Origin of the sequence: Nocardiopsis terrae, assembly GCF_014651695.1 — a bacterium.
GTDB classification, from domain to species: Bacteria; Actinomycetota; Actinomycetes; order Streptosporangiales; family Streptosporangiaceae; genus Nocardiopsis; species Nocardiopsis terrae.
Genome location: NZ_BMXJ01000004.1, coordinates 477402 through 491888 on the forward strand (window position 1 = coordinate 477402; position 14487 = coordinate 491888).

14 protein-coding genes are annotated in these 14487 nt (G+C 72.5%); 6 read left to right on the forward strand and 8 right to left on the reverse strand.

Annotated elements, in window-relative coordinates; all coding sequences use genetic code 11:
• Positions 1 to 143: 143 nt before the first annotated feature.
• From IE195_RS13515 to IE195_RS13525, 3 genes are read right to left on the reverse strand one after another with little or no spacing between them, the layout of a single operon-like run.
• Positions 144 to 2231, reverse strand: a complete 2088-nt coding sequence (locus IE195_RS13515; RefSeq protein WP_191271247.1) for a xanthine dehydrogenase family protein molybdopterin-binding subunit — start codon at positions 2229 to 2231, stop codon at positions 144 to 146.
• Positions 2228 to 3217, reverse strand: a complete 990-nt coding sequence (locus IE195_RS13520) for an FAD binding domain-containing protein (RefSeq protein ID WP_191271249.1) — start codon at positions 3215 to 3217, stop codon at positions 2228 to 2230. Before IE195_RS13520 ends, IE195_RS13515 begins: the two co-directional genes overlap by 4 nt.
• On the reverse strand, positions 3214 to 3717 hold the full coding sequence (locus IE195_RS13525; RefSeq protein ID WP_191271251.1) for a 2Fe-2S iron-sulfur cluster-binding protein: 504 nt from the start codon (positions 3715 to 3717) through the stop codon (positions 3214 to 3216). Before IE195_RS13525 ends, IE195_RS13520 begins: the two co-directional genes overlap by 4 nt.
• Before the next feature lie 225 nt (positions 3718 to 3942).
• Here IE195_RS13525 and IE195_RS13530 point away from each other — a divergent pair, with 225 nt between their 5' ends.
• Entirely contained in the window at positions 3943 to 4638 is a 696-nt protein-coding gene (locus IE195_RS13530; protein WP_191271254.1) for a hypothetical protein, read from the forward strand.
• A 21-nt stretch (positions 4639 to 4659) separates the two neighbouring features.
• On the opposite strand, the gene IE195_RS13535 is transcribed toward IE195_RS13530, so the two are convergent.
• Both IE195_RS13535 and IE195_RS13540 read right to left on the reverse strand, forming a co-directional pair.
• Positions 4660 to 5403: a GTP pyrophosphokinase gene (locus tag IE195_RS13535; protein WP_191271256.1), complete on the reverse strand. Its 744-nt coding sequence runs from the start codon at positions 5401 to 5403 to the stop codon at positions 4660 to 4662.
• A 132-nt stretch (positions 5404 to 5535) separates the two neighbouring features.
• A complete protein-coding gene (locus IE195_RS13540; protein ID WP_191271257.1) occupies positions 5536 to 7038 on the reverse strand; it encodes a carboxylesterase/lipase family protein in 1503 nt (500 codons plus the stop codon).
• Positions 7039 to 7323: 285 nt separating this feature from the next.
• Between IE195_RS13540 and IE195_RS13545 the strand changes: the two genes are divergently transcribed.
• Complete coding sequence (locus IE195_RS13545; RefSeq protein ID WP_191271258.1) at positions 7324 to 8283, forward strand: quinone oxidoreductase family protein; 960 nt, start codon at positions 7324 to 7326, stop codon at positions 8281 to 8283.
• 25 nt (positions 8284 to 8308) lie between these two features.
• Here IE195_RS13545 and IE195_RS13550 read toward each other — a convergent pair whose 3' ends face one another.
• The 3 genes from IE195_RS13550 to IE195_RS13560 form a co-directional block, all read right to left on the reverse strand.
• Positions 8309 to 8896, reverse strand: a complete 588-nt coding sequence (locus tag IE195_RS13550) for a helix-turn-helix domain-containing protein (protein WP_191271259.1) — start codon at positions 8894 to 8896, stop codon at positions 8309 to 8311.
• A gap of 197 nt (positions 8897 to 9093) precedes the next feature.
• A complete protein-coding gene (locus IE195_RS13555; protein ID WP_229826196.1) occupies positions 9094 to 9885 on the reverse strand; it encodes a tyrosine-protein phosphatase in 792 nt (263 codons plus the stop codon).
• A gap of 291 nt (positions 9886 to 10176) precedes the next feature.
• Positions 10177 to 10470: a GNAT family N-acetyltransferase gene (locus tag IE195_RS13560; RefSeq protein ID WP_191271261.1), complete on the reverse strand. Its 294-nt coding sequence runs from the start codon at positions 10468 to 10470 to the stop codon at positions 10177 to 10179.
• 150 nt (positions 10471 to 10620) lie between these two features.
• On the opposite strand from IE195_RS13560, the gene IE195_RS13565 reads away from it, so the two are divergent.
• Genes IE195_RS13565 through IE195_RS13580 form a run of 4 tightly spaced genes read left to right on the forward strand, consistent with a single transcriptional unit; the run spans position 10621 to position 14386 of the window.
• The gene (locus IE195_RS13565) at positions 10621 to 11376 is read left to right on the forward strand and encodes an SDR family oxidoreductase (RefSeq protein ID WP_191271263.1); all 756 of its coding nucleotides are present in this window, start codon (positions 10621 to 10623) and stop codon (positions 11374 to 11376) included.
• A 5-nt stretch (positions 11377 to 11381) separates the two neighbouring features.
• Complete coding sequence (locus tag IE195_RS13570) at positions 11382 to 12164, forward strand: SDR family oxidoreductase (protein WP_191271265.1); 783 nt, start codon at positions 11382 to 11384, stop codon at positions 12162 to 12164.
• Positions 12161 to 13174, forward strand: a complete 1014-nt coding sequence (locus tag IE195_RS13575; RefSeq protein ID WP_191271268.1) for a phosphotransferase family protein — start codon at positions 12161 to 12163, stop codon at positions 13172 to 13174. Before IE195_RS13570 ends, IE195_RS13575 begins: the two co-directional genes overlap by 4 nt.
• Positions 13175 to 14386: an acyl-CoA dehydrogenase family protein gene (locus IE195_RS13580; protein WP_191271270.1), complete on the forward strand. Its 1212-nt coding sequence runs from the start codon at positions 13175 to 13177 to the stop codon at positions 14384 to 14386.
• The last annotated feature ends 101 nt before the right edge of the window (positions 14387 to 14487 follow it).

Consider the following 14487-nt stretch of genomic DNA (forward strand, 5'->3'; position numbering starts at 1 on the left):
CCGTGCCCCGGTCTCCGTTGCGGCAGTGGTGGCGGTGGTCGTGGCGGTGGTCGTGCCTCCGGTGGTGGCCGCTGAGCCGGCGGCGGTGGTTGGGCCGGTGGCGACACCGTCGCGGCACCCGTGCGGAACCGGCCCTCCGCAGGTCAGTGCAGGAAGCGGTCCGGGGTCAGCGGGAGCTCGCGTACCCGCAGACCCGTCGCGTGGCGGGCGGCGTTGCCGATGGCGGCGGGCATCCCCACGATGCCGATCTCACCGACGCCCGCCGCGCCCATCGGGTTCAGGTGCGGGTCGGTCTCGTCCAGCCAGTGGGCCTCCACACCGCCCACGTCGGCGTTGGTCGCCACGTGGTATCCGGCCAGGTCGCCGTTGACGACATGGCCGTGGCGCGGGTCCACCACGCTGTGTTCGTGCAGGGCCGCCGACAGCCCCATGACCATGCCGCCCACCAGTTGCGACCGGGCCGTGCGCGGGTTGATCACCCTGCCCACCGAGAACACGCCCAGCATCCGGGGCACCCTGACCTCCCCCGTGTCGGCGTGCACCCGCACCTCGGCGAAGTGCGCCCCGAACGAGTACATCGCGTAGCGCTCCAGGTCCGGGTTGTGCGAGGCCTCGGCCCGGGTGCGCGCCCCCGGCCCGGGATCGGCCCCGTGTTCGTCGCGGAAGGCGCGGACCGCCTCGAAGACGGCCGTCCCCCACGAGGAGGTCCCCGAGGAACCGCCCGCGACGGTGGCCCCGGGCAGGTCCGAGTCGCCGATCCGCAGCCGTACCCGCCCGACGGGGCAGTCCAGCGCCTCGGCGGAGATCTGGGTCAGCGCCGTCCGGGCGCCCGTACCGATGTCCACGGCACCGATGGAGACCGTGTACCGGCCGTCGGACCCGTACTCGACCTCGGCCACCGACCCCGGGTTGTTCGCGCGCGGGTGGACGGCCGAGGCCACCCCGGTGCCCACCAGCCACTGGCCGTCCCGGTGCGGCCCCGGGGACGGGTCCCGTTCGTACCAGCCGAAGCGTTCGGCGCCCTCACGCAGGCACTCCACCAGGCGGCGCCCCGACCACGGCCGCCCCGTCTCCGGGTCGGCCCCGGGCTCGTTGCGGACCCGAAGTTCGACGGGGTCCACCCCGCACGCCTCGGCGAGCTCGTCCATGGCCGTCTCCAGCGCGAACATGCCGGGCGCCTCGCCCGGCGCGCGCATCCAGAACGGGATCGGCACGTCCAGGGCGGCCAACCGGTGGGTGGTGGCACGGGCGGGTGCGGCGTACATCATCCGTGAGCACAGCCCGCTCTGCTCGACGTACTCCTTGACCCTCGAGGTCAGCCCCGTGGAGTCGTGGACCACCGCGCCCAGGCGGCCCGCGGCGTCCGCGCCGAGCCGGATCCGTTGGACGGTGGGCGAGCGGTAGCCGACCAGGCTGAACATGTGCCGCCGGGTGAGCGCGAACTTGACGGTGCGGCCGGGCACGGCACGCGCGGCGAGTCCGGCCAGAACGTTGTGCGCCTTGGCCGCGCCCTTGGCACCGAACCCGCCCCCGACGTGGGGCGCCGTGACGCGCACGTTCTCGGGGTCCAGGCCGAACACGGCGGCCATCGTCTCCCGGACGGTGTGCACGCCCTGGGTGGAGTCGTACAGGGTGAGCCGGTCGGGAAGGGTCTCCCACAGGGCGACCGTGGTATGCGGCTCCATGGGGTTGTTGTCCTGCCGGGGCGTCCGGTAGACCTCGTCGACCAGGACCACCGCACGCGCCAGTTCGGCCTCGACGTCGCCCTGACGGGTGTCGGGGGGCGATCCCGTGTCGCTCTCCCGCGGCGTGTGCAGGTCCTGGTGACCGGGGTCCAGCTCCACCTCGTGCGGCCGTTCCTCGTACTCCACCCGCACCAGGGCGGCCGCCTCCCGCGCGGTCTCGGGGGTCTCCGCCACGACCGCGGCGACGAACTGGCCCCGGAAGGCCACCTCGTCACTTTGCAGGACGGCGAACTCGGCGTCTTCGGTGTCGGCCAGACGCGGCGCGTTCGCACTGGTCAGAACGGCGTGAACACCCTTGAGCAGCTCGGCCTCGGCGGTGTGCACGACGGTGGCGCGGCCGCGGGCCACGGTCGAGAGCACGGGGTGCAGGTACAGCGGGTCGGTGGCCGGGTGCTCGTAGGCGTACGGTGCGGTACCGGTGACCTTGGCAGGGCCCTCGAGCCGGGCCGTCGGGGCGCCGACCGCCGGTGTCCGTGGTGCGGTCATCGAACCTCCTCGGTGAGTTCGCGCAGGACCGACGCGAGCGTGTTCACGGCCAGCGGCACCTTGAAGGCGTTGTCACGGCCGGGGCGCGCCCCGGCGAGTTCGGTGTCGGCCGCCACCCGGAAGGCCTCCTCGGTCACGGGCCTGCCGCGCAGTGCCTCCTCGGCACGGCGGGCCCGCCATGGGGCGTGGGCCAGTCCCCCGAAGGCGATGTGCGCGTCGACGAACCGGCCGCCGCGCACCCGGACGACGGCCGCCACGGAGACCAGCGCGAAGGCGTAGGAGGCGCGTTCCCGGACCTTGCGGTAGGCGGTGCGCGCGGCCTCCGGCGGGGGCGGGAGTTCGACGGCGGTGACGAGGTCGCCGTGGGACAGGACGGTGTCCCGCTCCGGGGCCGCGCCGGGCAGCCGGTGGAAGTGGTCGAGGGGGACGGTGCGCTCCCCGTCGGGGCCCAGGACCCTGACCCGGGCCTCCAGGGCGCACAGGGCCACCGCCATGTCGGAGGGGTGGGTGGCCACGCAGAACTCCGAGGCCCCCAGGACGGCGTTGTCGCGGCCGTGCCCCTCCAGCGCCGAACAGCCGGACCCGGGTTCGCGTTTGTTGCAGGGCGTGGTGACGTCCTGGAAGTACACGCACCGGGTGCGCTGCAACAGGTTGCCGCCGGTGGTGGCCATGTTGCGCAACTGCCCGGACGCCCCGGCGAGCAGGGCCGCGCTGAGGACCGGATAGCGCCGCCGGATCTCCGGGTGCGCGGCGAGGTCGCTGTTGGGGACCCCGGCACCGATCCTGACACCGCCGTCGCCCAGCGCCTGGACGGTGTCGTCGAGGGCGTCGCGCACGTCCACCAGGGCGGTGGGGGCGCTCACCCCCAGCTTGAGGTGGTCGACGAGGTTGGTGCCGCCGGCGAGGAAGCGGGCGCCGGGGTCGGCGGCCACCGCGGCGACGGCTTCGGAGGCGCGGGCGGGGCGCTCGTAGTCGAAGGGCCTCACCCGGACACCTCCCGGATCGCGGCGACGATGTTGGCGTAGGCTCCGCAGCGGCAGAGGTTGCCGCTCATCCGCTCGCGGATCTCGGCGTCGTCGAGTTCGACGGCGGCGGTCAGGTCCTCGGTGGCGTGGCTCGGCCACCCCGCCCCGGCCTCCGCCAGCATCCCCACGGCCGAGCAGACCTGACCGGGCGTGCAGTAACCGCACTGGAGACCGTCGTGGTCGAGCACCGCCCGGGCGACCGGATGAAGCTCATCCCGGGCGGCCAGACCGGCGGCGGTGGTCACCCGGGCGCCGTCGTGCGCGACGGCTAGGCTCAGACAGGACAGGACGCGGCGCTCGTCCAGCAGGACGGTGCAGGCGCCGCACTGGCCGTGGTCGCAGCCCTTCTTCGGCGAGGTCGACCCCAGCCGGTCGCGTAGCGCGTCCAGGAGTGTGGTTCGGGTGTCGACGGTGAGCACCCGCTCCTCGCCGTCCACGTGCAGGGTGATCGTGGTGTCCACCGGTGATGACCTTCCGCAGCGCTGCCCGGCCCTGGCGGGCCCCGGTCCTGACCCTCGACTATCCGGGTGCGCGCGCCCCGAAACCCGATCCCGCGCGCCGACCGGTCGGTACCGCTTCCACCGGTGCGGCATCGACGCATGTCAGGCCGCCTGTCACTAGCGTGAGCACCGGGACCGGGTCCGCCCCGACGGTCGTCGGTCCGCCACACGAACCACGGAGGGCCCATGGGCGGGACGAGCGAGGCGAGTACCGGCACCGAGCCGCGGCCGGAGCGGGGCACCGCGCACCTGTGGTCCGCGGGCACCACGGCGGCCGGTGCCGCCTTCATGTTCGTCCTGCTGCGTCTGATGGCCGTCACCCACTACGACTGGCGGACCGCGTTCGGGCTGGCCGACGCGATCGACTTCGGCGACGCGGTCACCGTCGTGGTGGGGACCTTCCTCGGCGCGGAGCGGATCACCCTGTGGCTGATGGCGTTCCTCGTACCGTTGACCGCGGCCGGGCACCTGCGCCACCTGCGCGAGGGCAACCGCTCCCCCGGCTCCCTGCTGGTCGTCGTGGCCCTCGCGGTCGTGTTCGCGTCCGCCGTGCTCTCCTTCTCCGCGTGGCCCGCCCTGGCGGCGGCTCTGGCCTGGTTCGCGTTCCTGGTCCTCGTCGACCTGCGCAGCGGCCCCGTCCGCCGGTTCTTCCACCGCCTCGTGGCCCGGGTCGGGATCCTCGCCCTGGCCGCGGTCCTCCTCGGGGCGGCCGTCGTCGACGAGGTGTGGGTGCCCGAGGAACGCATCGAACTCGGGGACGAGGTGGTGCGCGCCCACGTCGTGCAGAACGGCAGCCAGTTCCTCACCGTGCTCACAGCCGACACCCGGGAGAAACGGATCCTGCTCTCCCGCGAGGTCACCTCCCGTACCGAGGTGGACTGATCCCCGGCACCGCGCCGGGGATCAGTCGGAGCGCTCGGAGTTGACCCGCTCGGCCAGGGCGACCAGCAGCTCGTCGGCCAGCGGCAGCTTGCGCAGTTCCTCCGGCCCCGGCAGCGGGGTCCCGGCCCGGTCGCCCTGCTCACGGACCTCGGCGTGCAGGCGCTCCATGGTCACGTCCAGCCGGTTGGCGGTCTCGGCCGCCTCGCGGAGCTCGTCGAGCAGTTCCTGGGGTACGGACTTGGCGTACTTGTAGTAGATCTTGTGTTCCAGGCTGGCCCAGAAGTCCATCGCGATGGTGCGGATCTGGATCTCCACCGGCACGTCCAGGGTGCGGTCGGACATCCGCACGGCCGTCTCCACCAGCAGGTGCAGGCTGCGGTAACCGTTGGGTTTGGGGTTGCGGACGTAGTCGCGCTCCTCCGTCACCGTGATGTCCTCGTGCCCGGCCAGCATGTCCCGGATCTCGTAGGTGTCCGAGATGAAACTGCACGTCACACGGATCCCGGCGATGTCCAGGATGGCTTCGCGGATCTGGTTCAGGTCGTAGGGCACCCCGCGCCGGCGTGCCTTCTCCATGATGCTCGCGGGGGTCTTGAGCCGGGAGCTGACGTGCTCGATCGGGTTGTGGTCGTGGGTGTAGCGGAACTCCTCGTTGAGGATGTTCACCTTCGCCATCACCGTGTCGATGGCGAACTTGTAGGACATGAGGAAGCGCGCGACGTCGTCGCGGGCGGACAGCAGCGCCTCCGGAACGTCCTCCACCATGAAACAACCCCCGTCACACTAGTAACCGACCCCGTATCCGCATGTTATCGATCCGGATACCGGTCGGGAGCCGGTGTACGACGGGGGCTGCCGGGAGGCGCCGCGCACGCTCTCCGCGTCGGAATCCGCGCCCTAACGGGAGGGGATCGGCACGTCCGCCCACAGGGTGCGCACGGGGGAGGCGTCGCCCTCCACCAACGAGTCCTCCGTGTCCCAGACCCGCACCACGGTCGTGCCGGGGCGGACCGCGGGCCACCCCGGGTCGCCGGTGGCCGCGAAACCGCTCCAGGCCGCCACCATGCGTTCGGACAGCGCACGCAGACCCGCGTCCGGTTCCCCGTCGCAGAGGAACACCGCCAGGTCGCAGTCCAGGTTGCCGAACGCGAAGGGCAGGTCGAAGGCGTGGCAGGCCCCCAGTCGGCCCTCCATCACCCGGCTCTGGGCGGCGAACCGGAAGAAGTACGCGCTGCCGCCGCCCGCCGCGTGCGCCTCGGCCAGCCGGACGGAGTACTCGCAGAACAGGGCGTCGCCGCGGATCTCGTTGAAGAGGTCGTGCAGGGAGGCGTCGGGGTACACCGACCGGTAGGCCTCGACCGCGCCCTCCCCCAGGCCGAGGCGGCTCGCGGTGTGCGCGAGGGCCTCCTCACCGTCGATCTGGACCTGTTGTCCGAGTTCGGTGAAGAGCCGGTACTCCTCGGTGTTGTGTCCGACGAGCAGGTCCGTTTCGGCGACGGCGCCCCGGGCGACCGCCTCCAGCGGGGGTTCGGGGAGTTCGGGGCCGCCGATGACGGGCGCGTAGCAGGTGAACGCCTTGGTGCGCACGCCCTCGCCCTCCTGGCCGCTGCCGGACAGGACCTCGTCGGTGGCCGCCAGGATCTTCTCCGGTGCCAGGGCTGCCAGGGCGTCGGCCTCCAGCGGCACCCCGGCGGCCCTGGCCACGGCCTCGGAGACGGAGCGGGCGACGTCGGCGGTGACCATGTCGCCGGGGACGCTGTGCGCGACGACGCGGTGGAAGAGCCCGCGCGTCTCGGGCGAGGTCATCAGGCAGACCACGGAGCCGGCGCCCGCGGACTCCCCCGCGATGGTGACGTTGCCGGGGTCCCCGCCGAACCCGGCGATGTTGTCGCGTACCCAGCGCAGGGCGGCCGCCTGGTCGAGCAGGCCCCGGTTGTCGGGGCGGCCCGGAACGTGGCCGAAGCCCTCGAAGCCCAGGCGGTAGTTGACGCTGACCACGACCAGGCCGCTTTCGGCCAGCCGGGTGCCGTCGTAGAGGGCCTCGGACCCGGAGCCGACGATGTAGGCGCCGCCGTGGATCCACACCAGGACCGGGGCGTCCTCCCCTGCCGCCGCCGGGGTCCAGACGTTGAGGACGAGGCAGTCCAGGGAGGTGTCCGGGTCCCAGTGGGCCGCACCGATCAGTTGGTCGCCCTGGGGCGGCGGCGGGCCGAATTCGGCGCAGTCGCGCGTTCCCTCCCAGGAGGGTGCGGGCGCGGGCGCGGCGAAGCGGTGCCCGCCGAAGGGGGCGGCGGCGTAGGGGATACCCCGGTAGACCGTGACCCGACCGTCTCGGGAGCGCGGCGAGGGGACCCCGCGGACCCGGCCGTTCACGGTCGTCACGGTGTGTTCGGCGTCCACGTGTGCCTCCTTGGGAGTCGGTAGCACACCTACCTAACACCGTTAGTTTTGACCGCGCAAGACCTCGCCGCGACCCGGGGACGCACCCGGCCCGGTCACCACGCGGGGCGCAGCGGCGGCGGAGGGGCCCGCGGGCGGTCCCGCGGTGCACGGCCGGGCCCGCGGCCGCGAGGGGGCCGGCCGTGCGAGCGAAATCCGACCAGACCACCAGGCCGCACCCCAGGGCATACCACCTGGTCGGTATGATGCCTGCTGATGCCGCTCAACCAGTAGGAAGGGCCCACCATGCGTGCCATCCAGATCACCGAGTTCGGCGGACCCGAGGTCCTCACCCCCACCGAGCTGCCCGACCCGGAACCGGGCCCCGGCGAGATCCTCGTCGACGTCGCCCGCAGCGGCGTCAACTACGCGGACACCCACCAGGCCGAGAACACCTACCTGGCGCCCTCCACCCTGCCGATGGTCCCGGGCGCCGAGATCGCGGGGCGGACCGCGGACGGCCGCCGGGTCGTGGGACTGCTCACCGGGGGCGGCGGCTACGCCGAGAAGGCCTCCGCCGACCCGAACACCCTCTTCGAGATCCCCGAGGGGGTCTCCGACGAGGCCGCGCTGGCCCTGGTCGTGCAGGGGGCGACCGCCTGGGTGCTGCTGCGCAAGAACGTGCGCATGGAACCCGGCGAGTCGGTGGTGGTGCACGCCGCCGCCGGCGGCGTGGGCACGCTCGCCGTGCAGCTGGCCAAGCACTTCGGCGCGGGCCGGGTGATCGCGGTCGCCAGCAGCGAGGAGAAGCGCAAGCTGGCCCTGGACCTGGGCGCGGACGCCGCCGTGGACTCCGCCGCCCCCGACATGACCGCCGCCCTGATCGAGGCCAACGAAGGCCGCCGGGTGGACGTCGTACTCGACATGGTGGGCGGACGCGTCACCGACGAGAGCGTGCGTGCGCTGGCGCCCTTCGGCCGGCTGGCCTTCTACGGGATGGCCTCGCGCGAGCAGCCCAAGTCCGTGCAGCTGCCGAACCTGATGCGCTTCTCCACCACCGTGAGCGGCATGTGGCTGCCGCACGCCTGGCTGCTGCCGGGTGACGTGGTCGGCGGCGCGATGCGCGAGATGTTCGCCCTGGTCGCCGAGGGCCGCCTGCGGCCGGTCCTGGGCCAGAGCTACCCGCTGTCCGAGGCCCGGCGCGCCCACGAGGACCTGCGCGGCCGCGGGACCGTCGGCAAACTGACCCTGGACACCTCGGCCTAGAGCCGGGGTCCGCGCGCCCCCGGGGCTACGGCGAGGGCCGGTAACGGGCCCTGATGTGGAACCGTTCGCCCTGGGGGCCCAGCAGGCTCAGGAACTCGACCGGCTGTGCGCCTCCGTTGCCGAACCAGTGCGGCAGGTGGGTGTCGAACTCGGCGACCTCACCCGCGGCGAGTACGAAGTCCTGGTCGCCGAGGATCAGGCGCAGGCGCCCGTTGAGCACGTAGAGCCAGTGGTAGCCCTCGTGCGAACGGGGCTCCGCCAGGGGCTCGTCCGGCCCGGGCGGAAGGATCTGTTTGAAGGCCTGCAGCCCGCCCGGTTTGCGGGTGAGGGGGACGACGGTCATGCCGTTGCGGGTGAACGGCCGGGGGAACACCCGCGGATCACCGCTGTCCGGGGCGCCGACGAGTTCGTCCAGCGGAACCTGGTAGACCTTCGCCAGGGGGAGCAGCAGCTCCAGCCCCGGCTTGCGCTGACCGGACTCCAGCCGGGACAGCGTGCTGACGGCGATACCGGTGGCCTCGGACAACCCGGCCAGGGTGCTTCCGCTCCGGCGGCGCAGCGCGCGGAGCCTCGGACCGACCGCGTCCAGCACGGTCTCGAAGTCGTCGTTCACCCTTCGACAGTAACCACGGGTTTGCCGCCCGTGCAAAGTTCGTTGTCGTTTTCCCAATTCCGTGGGCGGGTGCTCGTCGGAAGCCGGGGCGGCGCCCCGTCGGCTTGCCGATAGAAACCGACAAGCGTCACCTTGACGACGTAGATCACATATCGGGTATTTCTCGGGTCCGGCTCACGCAGGCCCCGGAGTCCCGGTCAGCCCAGGAGCCGGTCCCGGACCCGGGCGAGGTCCTCCTCGGCGGCCCCCGCCTCCAGAAGGCGGGCCCGCGCGTCCAGGTCCCCGAGAACGTCGAGGACACTGCCGCGCACCGTCAGTCCGCGGTCGGCCAGCAGGGACTCGACCACCGGCCCCTGGTCCTCCTGTCCCATCGCGGCGAACAGGGGGCCGAGCGCGGCGGTGGACAGCGCGTAGTCCTCGGCTATCGCGTCGGCCTCGACCTCCGCCAGGGCGAGCAGCAGCAGAGCGACCAGGCCGGTGCGGTCGCGTCCGGCTCCGCAGTGGAACAGGACGCCGCCGGTCCCGGACCGTGCCAGCGCGGTGATCACCGCGGCGCACCGTTCGGCCTTGCGTTCGAGGAAGGGGCGGAAGTAGAGCGGGGTCCCGTTCAGCTGCCCACGGTTGATCTCCTGCCAGAACGCAACGTCCTCGACGTGGTCCAGGGGCACCTCCAGACGCGTCATCCCCGGGGGGAGGGGCACCCGGGGCGTTGTCGCGGGGAAGGAGGCGGATCCTCCCCCGCCCGTCAGCCCCTTACCCGGAACCGGCCGGATCTCGTCCGGGTTGCGCAGGTCCACGACGGTGCGCACACCGGCGGCACGGGCGGCCCGCCACCCCTCGGCGGTGACGAAACGCGGGTCAGCGGATCTGACGAAGGCCCCGGGGCGGGTGGTCCGGCCGTGGCGGGTGGGGAGGCCGCCGAGGTCACGGGTATTGAAGAAGCCCTCCCAGGTGATCTGTCTGCTGCCGCTCGTGGAAGCCAGGGCCACTCCCCCCGTAGGAACCGGACGCGGGAGCGATCGTTCCCCCTGACGGCGCGGCGACACCGCCCGGAGGGCCTTCGTGCGCTCTCACCGCGACCCCAACCGGCCAACCCGTGGTGATCTTGCTACCAGGGGCAAGTTCGGCGCCGAAGTTGCCCCTGGTAGCAAGATCACCGCGAAAAGGGGGGACCCAAACCCGCACACCGAAGCAACATCGCCGAAACCGATCTCGCGCCCGTAGTCGATGCTCACTCTCGGCCTCCTGTGCCGGGTACGGGTGGTCGGGGTCCGGGGCACTCACTCGTCCGGGGAGCGGTACACCAGGTCGGCGTAGTCGCGGTGGCGTTCGATCCACCCCTTGACGAAGGGGCACAGCGGGAGCACGGCCAGTTCGCGTCCGCGTACGTCGTCGAGCGCCTCGCGGACCAGGACGCTGCCCATCCCCCTGCCCTCGAAGGCGGGGTCGATCTCGGTGTGGGTGAAGGTGATGAGGTCGTCGGTGAGGATGTACTCGGCGTATCCGGCGACCTCACCGTCGGCTCTGACCTCGTAGCGGCGATTGTCGGGAACGTCGGTGACCTCGGTGGCCATGGCGGCACCTCCTGTGTTTCCGGTGCGGGCGCCCCCGCCCGCGTCCGAGCCGTTCTCGCCCCTTGACCTGCCCGCGTACCCCTTGCGGCACGCACCTTCGCGGACATAGAGTCTCCCTGACATACCGACCAGTCGGTCTAAGGAGTACGCATGACTTCGCGGTTCGGCGGGCGCACCGCCATCATCACCGGTGCCAGTCGCGGCATCGGCCTGGCCATCGCCCAACGGCTCGTCTCCGAGGGCGCCCGCGTGTGCATCACCGCGCGCAAGCCCGAAACCCTCCAGGAGGCGGTCCAGGCCCTCGGCGGCCCCGAGCACGCCATCGGCGTCCCCGGCCGCGCCGACGACCCCGAGCACCAGGACGCGGCGATCGCCGCCACCCTGGAGGCCTTCGGCAGCGTCGACCTGTTCGTCAACAACACCGGGATCAACCCGGTCTACGGCCGCATGGTCGACCTCGACCTGGACGCCGCCCGCAAGATCTTCGAGGTCAACGCGCTCTCGGCGATCTCCTGGGTGCAGAAGGTCCACAAGGCCTGGCTGGCCGAGCACGGCGGCGCCATCGTCAACGTCTCCTCCGTCGCCGGGACCAAGCCCGCCCCGGGTATCGGCTTCTACGGGGCCACCAAGGCCATGCTCAGCCACATCACCGAGGAGCTCGCGGTGGAGCTGGGCCCGGACATCCGGGTGAACGGCGTCGCCCCGGCCGTGGTCAAGACCCGCTTCGCCGAGGCCCTGTACGAGGGGCGCGAGGAGAAGGTCGCCGCCCAGTACCCGCTGGGCCGCCTGGGCCTGCCCGAGGACGTCGCGGGCGCGGTCGCGTTCCTGCTCTCCGAGGACGCCGCGTGGGTCACCGGCCGCACCCTGGTGCTGGACGGCGGCGTCACCCTCACCGGAGGGGTGTGAACGGCATGGAGCTGAACGACATCGGAGCCGTGGTCACCGGCGGCGGCAACGGGATCGGCGCGGCGGTCGCCCGCCGGCTGGCCGGGGCCGGGGCCCGCGTCGTGGTCAACGACCTGGACGCGAACGCCGCCGAGGCCGTGGCGAGCGAGATCGGCGGGATCGCCGTCCCCGGGGACGCCGCGAGCGAGGAGGGCGTCACCGCCCTGATCGCCGAGGCCGGGGCCCACCTGGGCGGGATCGACCTGTACATGGCCAACGCCGGGGTCGCCGTCAGCGGCGGCCCCGAGGCACCGGAGGCCGATTGGGACCTGTCCTGGCAGGTCAACGTGATGGCGCACGTACGCGCCTCCCGGGAACTGCTGCCGGGCTGGTTGGAGCGCGGCCGCGGCCGCCTGCTCACCACGGTGTCCGCGGCGGGCCTGCTCACCATGCTGGGCAGCGCCCCGTACTCGGTGACCAAACACGCGGCGCTGGCCTTCGGCGAGTGGATGTCGGCCACCTACGGGGACCGCGGCATCACCACGCAGTGCGTGTGCCCCCTGGGCGTGCGCACCAACATGCTCGACGACTCGGGTTCGGGAGGCCAGGCCATCCTGTCCGGGGACGCCATCACCCCCGAGGAGGTCGCCGACGCCGTGATGGCGGGGCTGGCCGACGGGCGCTTCCTCATCCTGCCCCACCCCCAGGCCGCCGACTACTACGCGGCCAGGGCCACCGACACCGACGCCTGGCTCGCCGGGATGCGCCGCCTCCAGGCCAAGGTGTTCAGCGACGAGGAGCAGGCATGAGCGACGAACTCCCCGGCCTGGACCTGGACCGGCTCCGCTCCCACCTGGACGGCGAAGCCCCCGGGCTGGTCTCGGGTCCGCTCAGCGGGGAGGTGATCGCGGGCGGCAAGTCCAACCTGACCTACGTGGTCACCGACGGCACCGGCTCCTGGGTGGTGCGCCGGCCGCCGCTGGGGCACGTACTGGCCACCGCGCACGACATGCCCCGCGAGTACCGGGTCATGACCGCCCTGCACGAGACCGCCGTCCCGGTGCCGCGCACCCACCTGCTGTGCGAGGACACCGAGGTGCTGGGGGCGCCGTTCTACGTCATGGAGCACGTGCGGGGCACCCCCTTCCGCACCCGCGACGAGATCGCTCCGCTCGGGGCCGAGGGCGTGCGCAGGGTCGCCGACGGGCTGGTCACCACGCTGGGCGACCTGCACGCGGTGGACCCCGAGGAGGTGGGCCTGGGCGACTTCGGCCGCCCGGCCGGCTTCCTGGAGCGCCAGGTGCGGCGCTGGAGCAAGCAGCTGGAGGCCTCCCGCAGCCGAGACATCCCCGGGATCGACGAGCTGCGCGACCGGCTCGCCGCCTCGCTGCCCGAACAGTCCGCGCCCGCGATCGTGCACGGCGACTACCGGCTCGACAACGTGCTGGTCGACGGGGACGGGCGGCTCACCGCGGTACTGGACTGGGAGATGGCCACCCTCGGCGACCCCCTCGTCGACCTGGGCCTGATGCTCGTCTACCGGGAGCAGCCGGTCACCGGCGGCGGCCTGCCCGCCACCTCGGCCGAGGGTTTCCCCCACTCCCCCGAACTGGTCGAGATGTACGCGGCCGCGACCGGTCGGGACGTGTCCCGGCTCGGCTGGTACGTGGCCTTCGGCTGCTTCAAGCTCGCGGTGATCGCCGAGGGCATCCACTACCGGCACAGCCGGGGACTCACCGTGGGAGCGGGCTTCGACGGGATCGGCGACGTGGTCGCCCCTCTGGTGGAGCGCGCCCACACCATGCTCAAGGAGGACTAGATGGACTTCGCCTACGACGCCGAGACCGAGGAACTGCGCCAGCGGCTCCTGACCTTCATGGACGAACACGTCTACCCCGCAGAACCCGTGTTCGAGGCCCAACTGGAGGAGCGCACGGACCCCTGGGCGATCCCCCCGGTCGTCGAGGACCTCAAGGCCGAGGCGCGCAAGCAGGGGCTCTGGAACCTGTTCCTGGCCGGGCATCCCGAACACGGCGGGCTCCCCAACCTCCGGTACGCGCCGCTGGCCGAGATCACCGGGCGCAGCTCCCGCCTGGCCCCCATGGCCCTGAACTGCGCCGCCCCCGACACCGGGAACATGGAGGTGCTGACCATGTTCGGCACCCCCGAGCAGAAGAAGCAGTGGCTGGAACCGCTCCTGGACGGCAGGATCCGTTCCGCCTTCGCCATGACCGAGCCCGACGTCGCCTCCTCCGACGCCACCAACATCACCACCCGCATCGTCCGGGACGGTGACGAGTACGTGATCAACGGGAGCAAGTGGTTCATCAGCGGGGCGCTCAACCCGGCCTGCGAGATCCTGATCGTGATGGGCAAGACCGACCCCGAGGCCGAGCGGCACCGGCAGCAGAGCATGGTGCTGGTACCGCGCGACGCCCCGGGTCTGCGGATCGGTCGCGGCATGAGCGTGTTCGGTTTCGACGACAGCGACCACGGCGGCCACGCCGAGGTGTTCTTCGACGACGTGCGCGTCCCCGCGCAGAACCTGATCGGCGGCGAGGGTGAGGGGTTCGCGATCGCGCAGGCCCGTCTGGGTCCGGGCCGCATCCACCACTGCATGCGTTCCATCGGCGTCGCTGAGCGGGCCCTGGAGCTGACCTGCAGGCGTGTGCTGGACCGGGTGGCCTTCGGGCGGCCCCTGGCCGAGCAGGGGGTGGTCCGTGAGTGGATCGCCGAGGCCCGGGTCGCGATCGAGCAGCTGCGCCTGCTGGTGCTCAAGACCGCCTACCTGATGGACACCGTGGGCAACAAGGGCGCGCACAGCGAGATCCAGGCGATCAAGATCGCCACCCCGCGCACGGTGGAGTGGATCCTGGACAAGTGCGTCCAGGCGCACGGCGCCGCCGGGGTCAGCCAGGACCTGCCGCTGGCCGCGTGGCAGGCGGGGATCCGTTCGCTGCGGCTGGCGGACGGCCCCGACGAGGTGCACCTGCGCTCGCTGGCCCGCGCGGAGCTGCGCAAGTACGCGTAGCGGTCGTCAACGGCCGGGAACGGCGCGGTCCGAAGGGCCGGGGGCAGTCGGTGCCCCCGGCCCTTCGGCCGTGCCCGGTGCCGGGTCTGCCCCCCCGGGGC

What these genes read in the sequence shown, in the direction of transcription:
- IE195_RS13560 (WP_191271261.1), bottom strand. Translation starts at nt 10,470, where the DNA reads ATGGCCACCGAGGTCACCGACGTTCCCGACAATCGCCGCTACGAGGTC.
- IE195_RS13570 (WP_191271265.1), top strand. Translation starts at nt 11,382, where the DNA reads ATGGAGCTGAACGACATCGGAGCCGTGGTCACCGGCGGCGGCAACGGG.
- IE195_RS13515 (WP_191271247.1), bottom strand. Translation starts at nt 2,231, where the DNA reads ATGACCGCACCACGGACACCGGCGGTCGGCGCCCCGACGGCCCGGCTC.
- IE195_RS13530 (WP_191271254.1), top strand. Translation starts at nt 3,943, where the DNA reads ATGGGCGGGACGAGCGAGGCGAGTACCGGCACCGAGCCGCGGCCGGAG.
- IE195_RS13565 (WP_191271263.1), top strand. Translation starts at nt 10,621, where the DNA reads ATGACTTCGCGGTTCGGCGGGCGCACCGCCATCATCACCGGTGCCAGT.
- IE195_RS13545 (WP_191271258.1), top strand. Translation starts at nt 7,324, where the DNA reads ATGCGTGCCATCCAGATCACCGAGTTCGGCGGACCCGAGGTCCTCACC.
- IE195_RS13575 (WP_191271268.1), top strand. Translation starts at nt 12,161, where the DNA reads ATGAGCGACGAACTCCCCGGCCTGGACCTGGACCGGCTCCGCTCCCAC.
- IE195_RS13535 (WP_191271256.1), bottom strand. Translation starts at nt 5,403, where the DNA reads ATGGTGGAGGACGTTCCGGAGGCGCTGCTGTCCGCCCGCGACGACGTC.
- IE195_RS13580 (WP_191271270.1), top strand. Translation starts at nt 13,175, where the DNA reads ATGGACTTCGCCTACGACGCCGAGACCGAGGAACTGCGCCAGCGGCTC.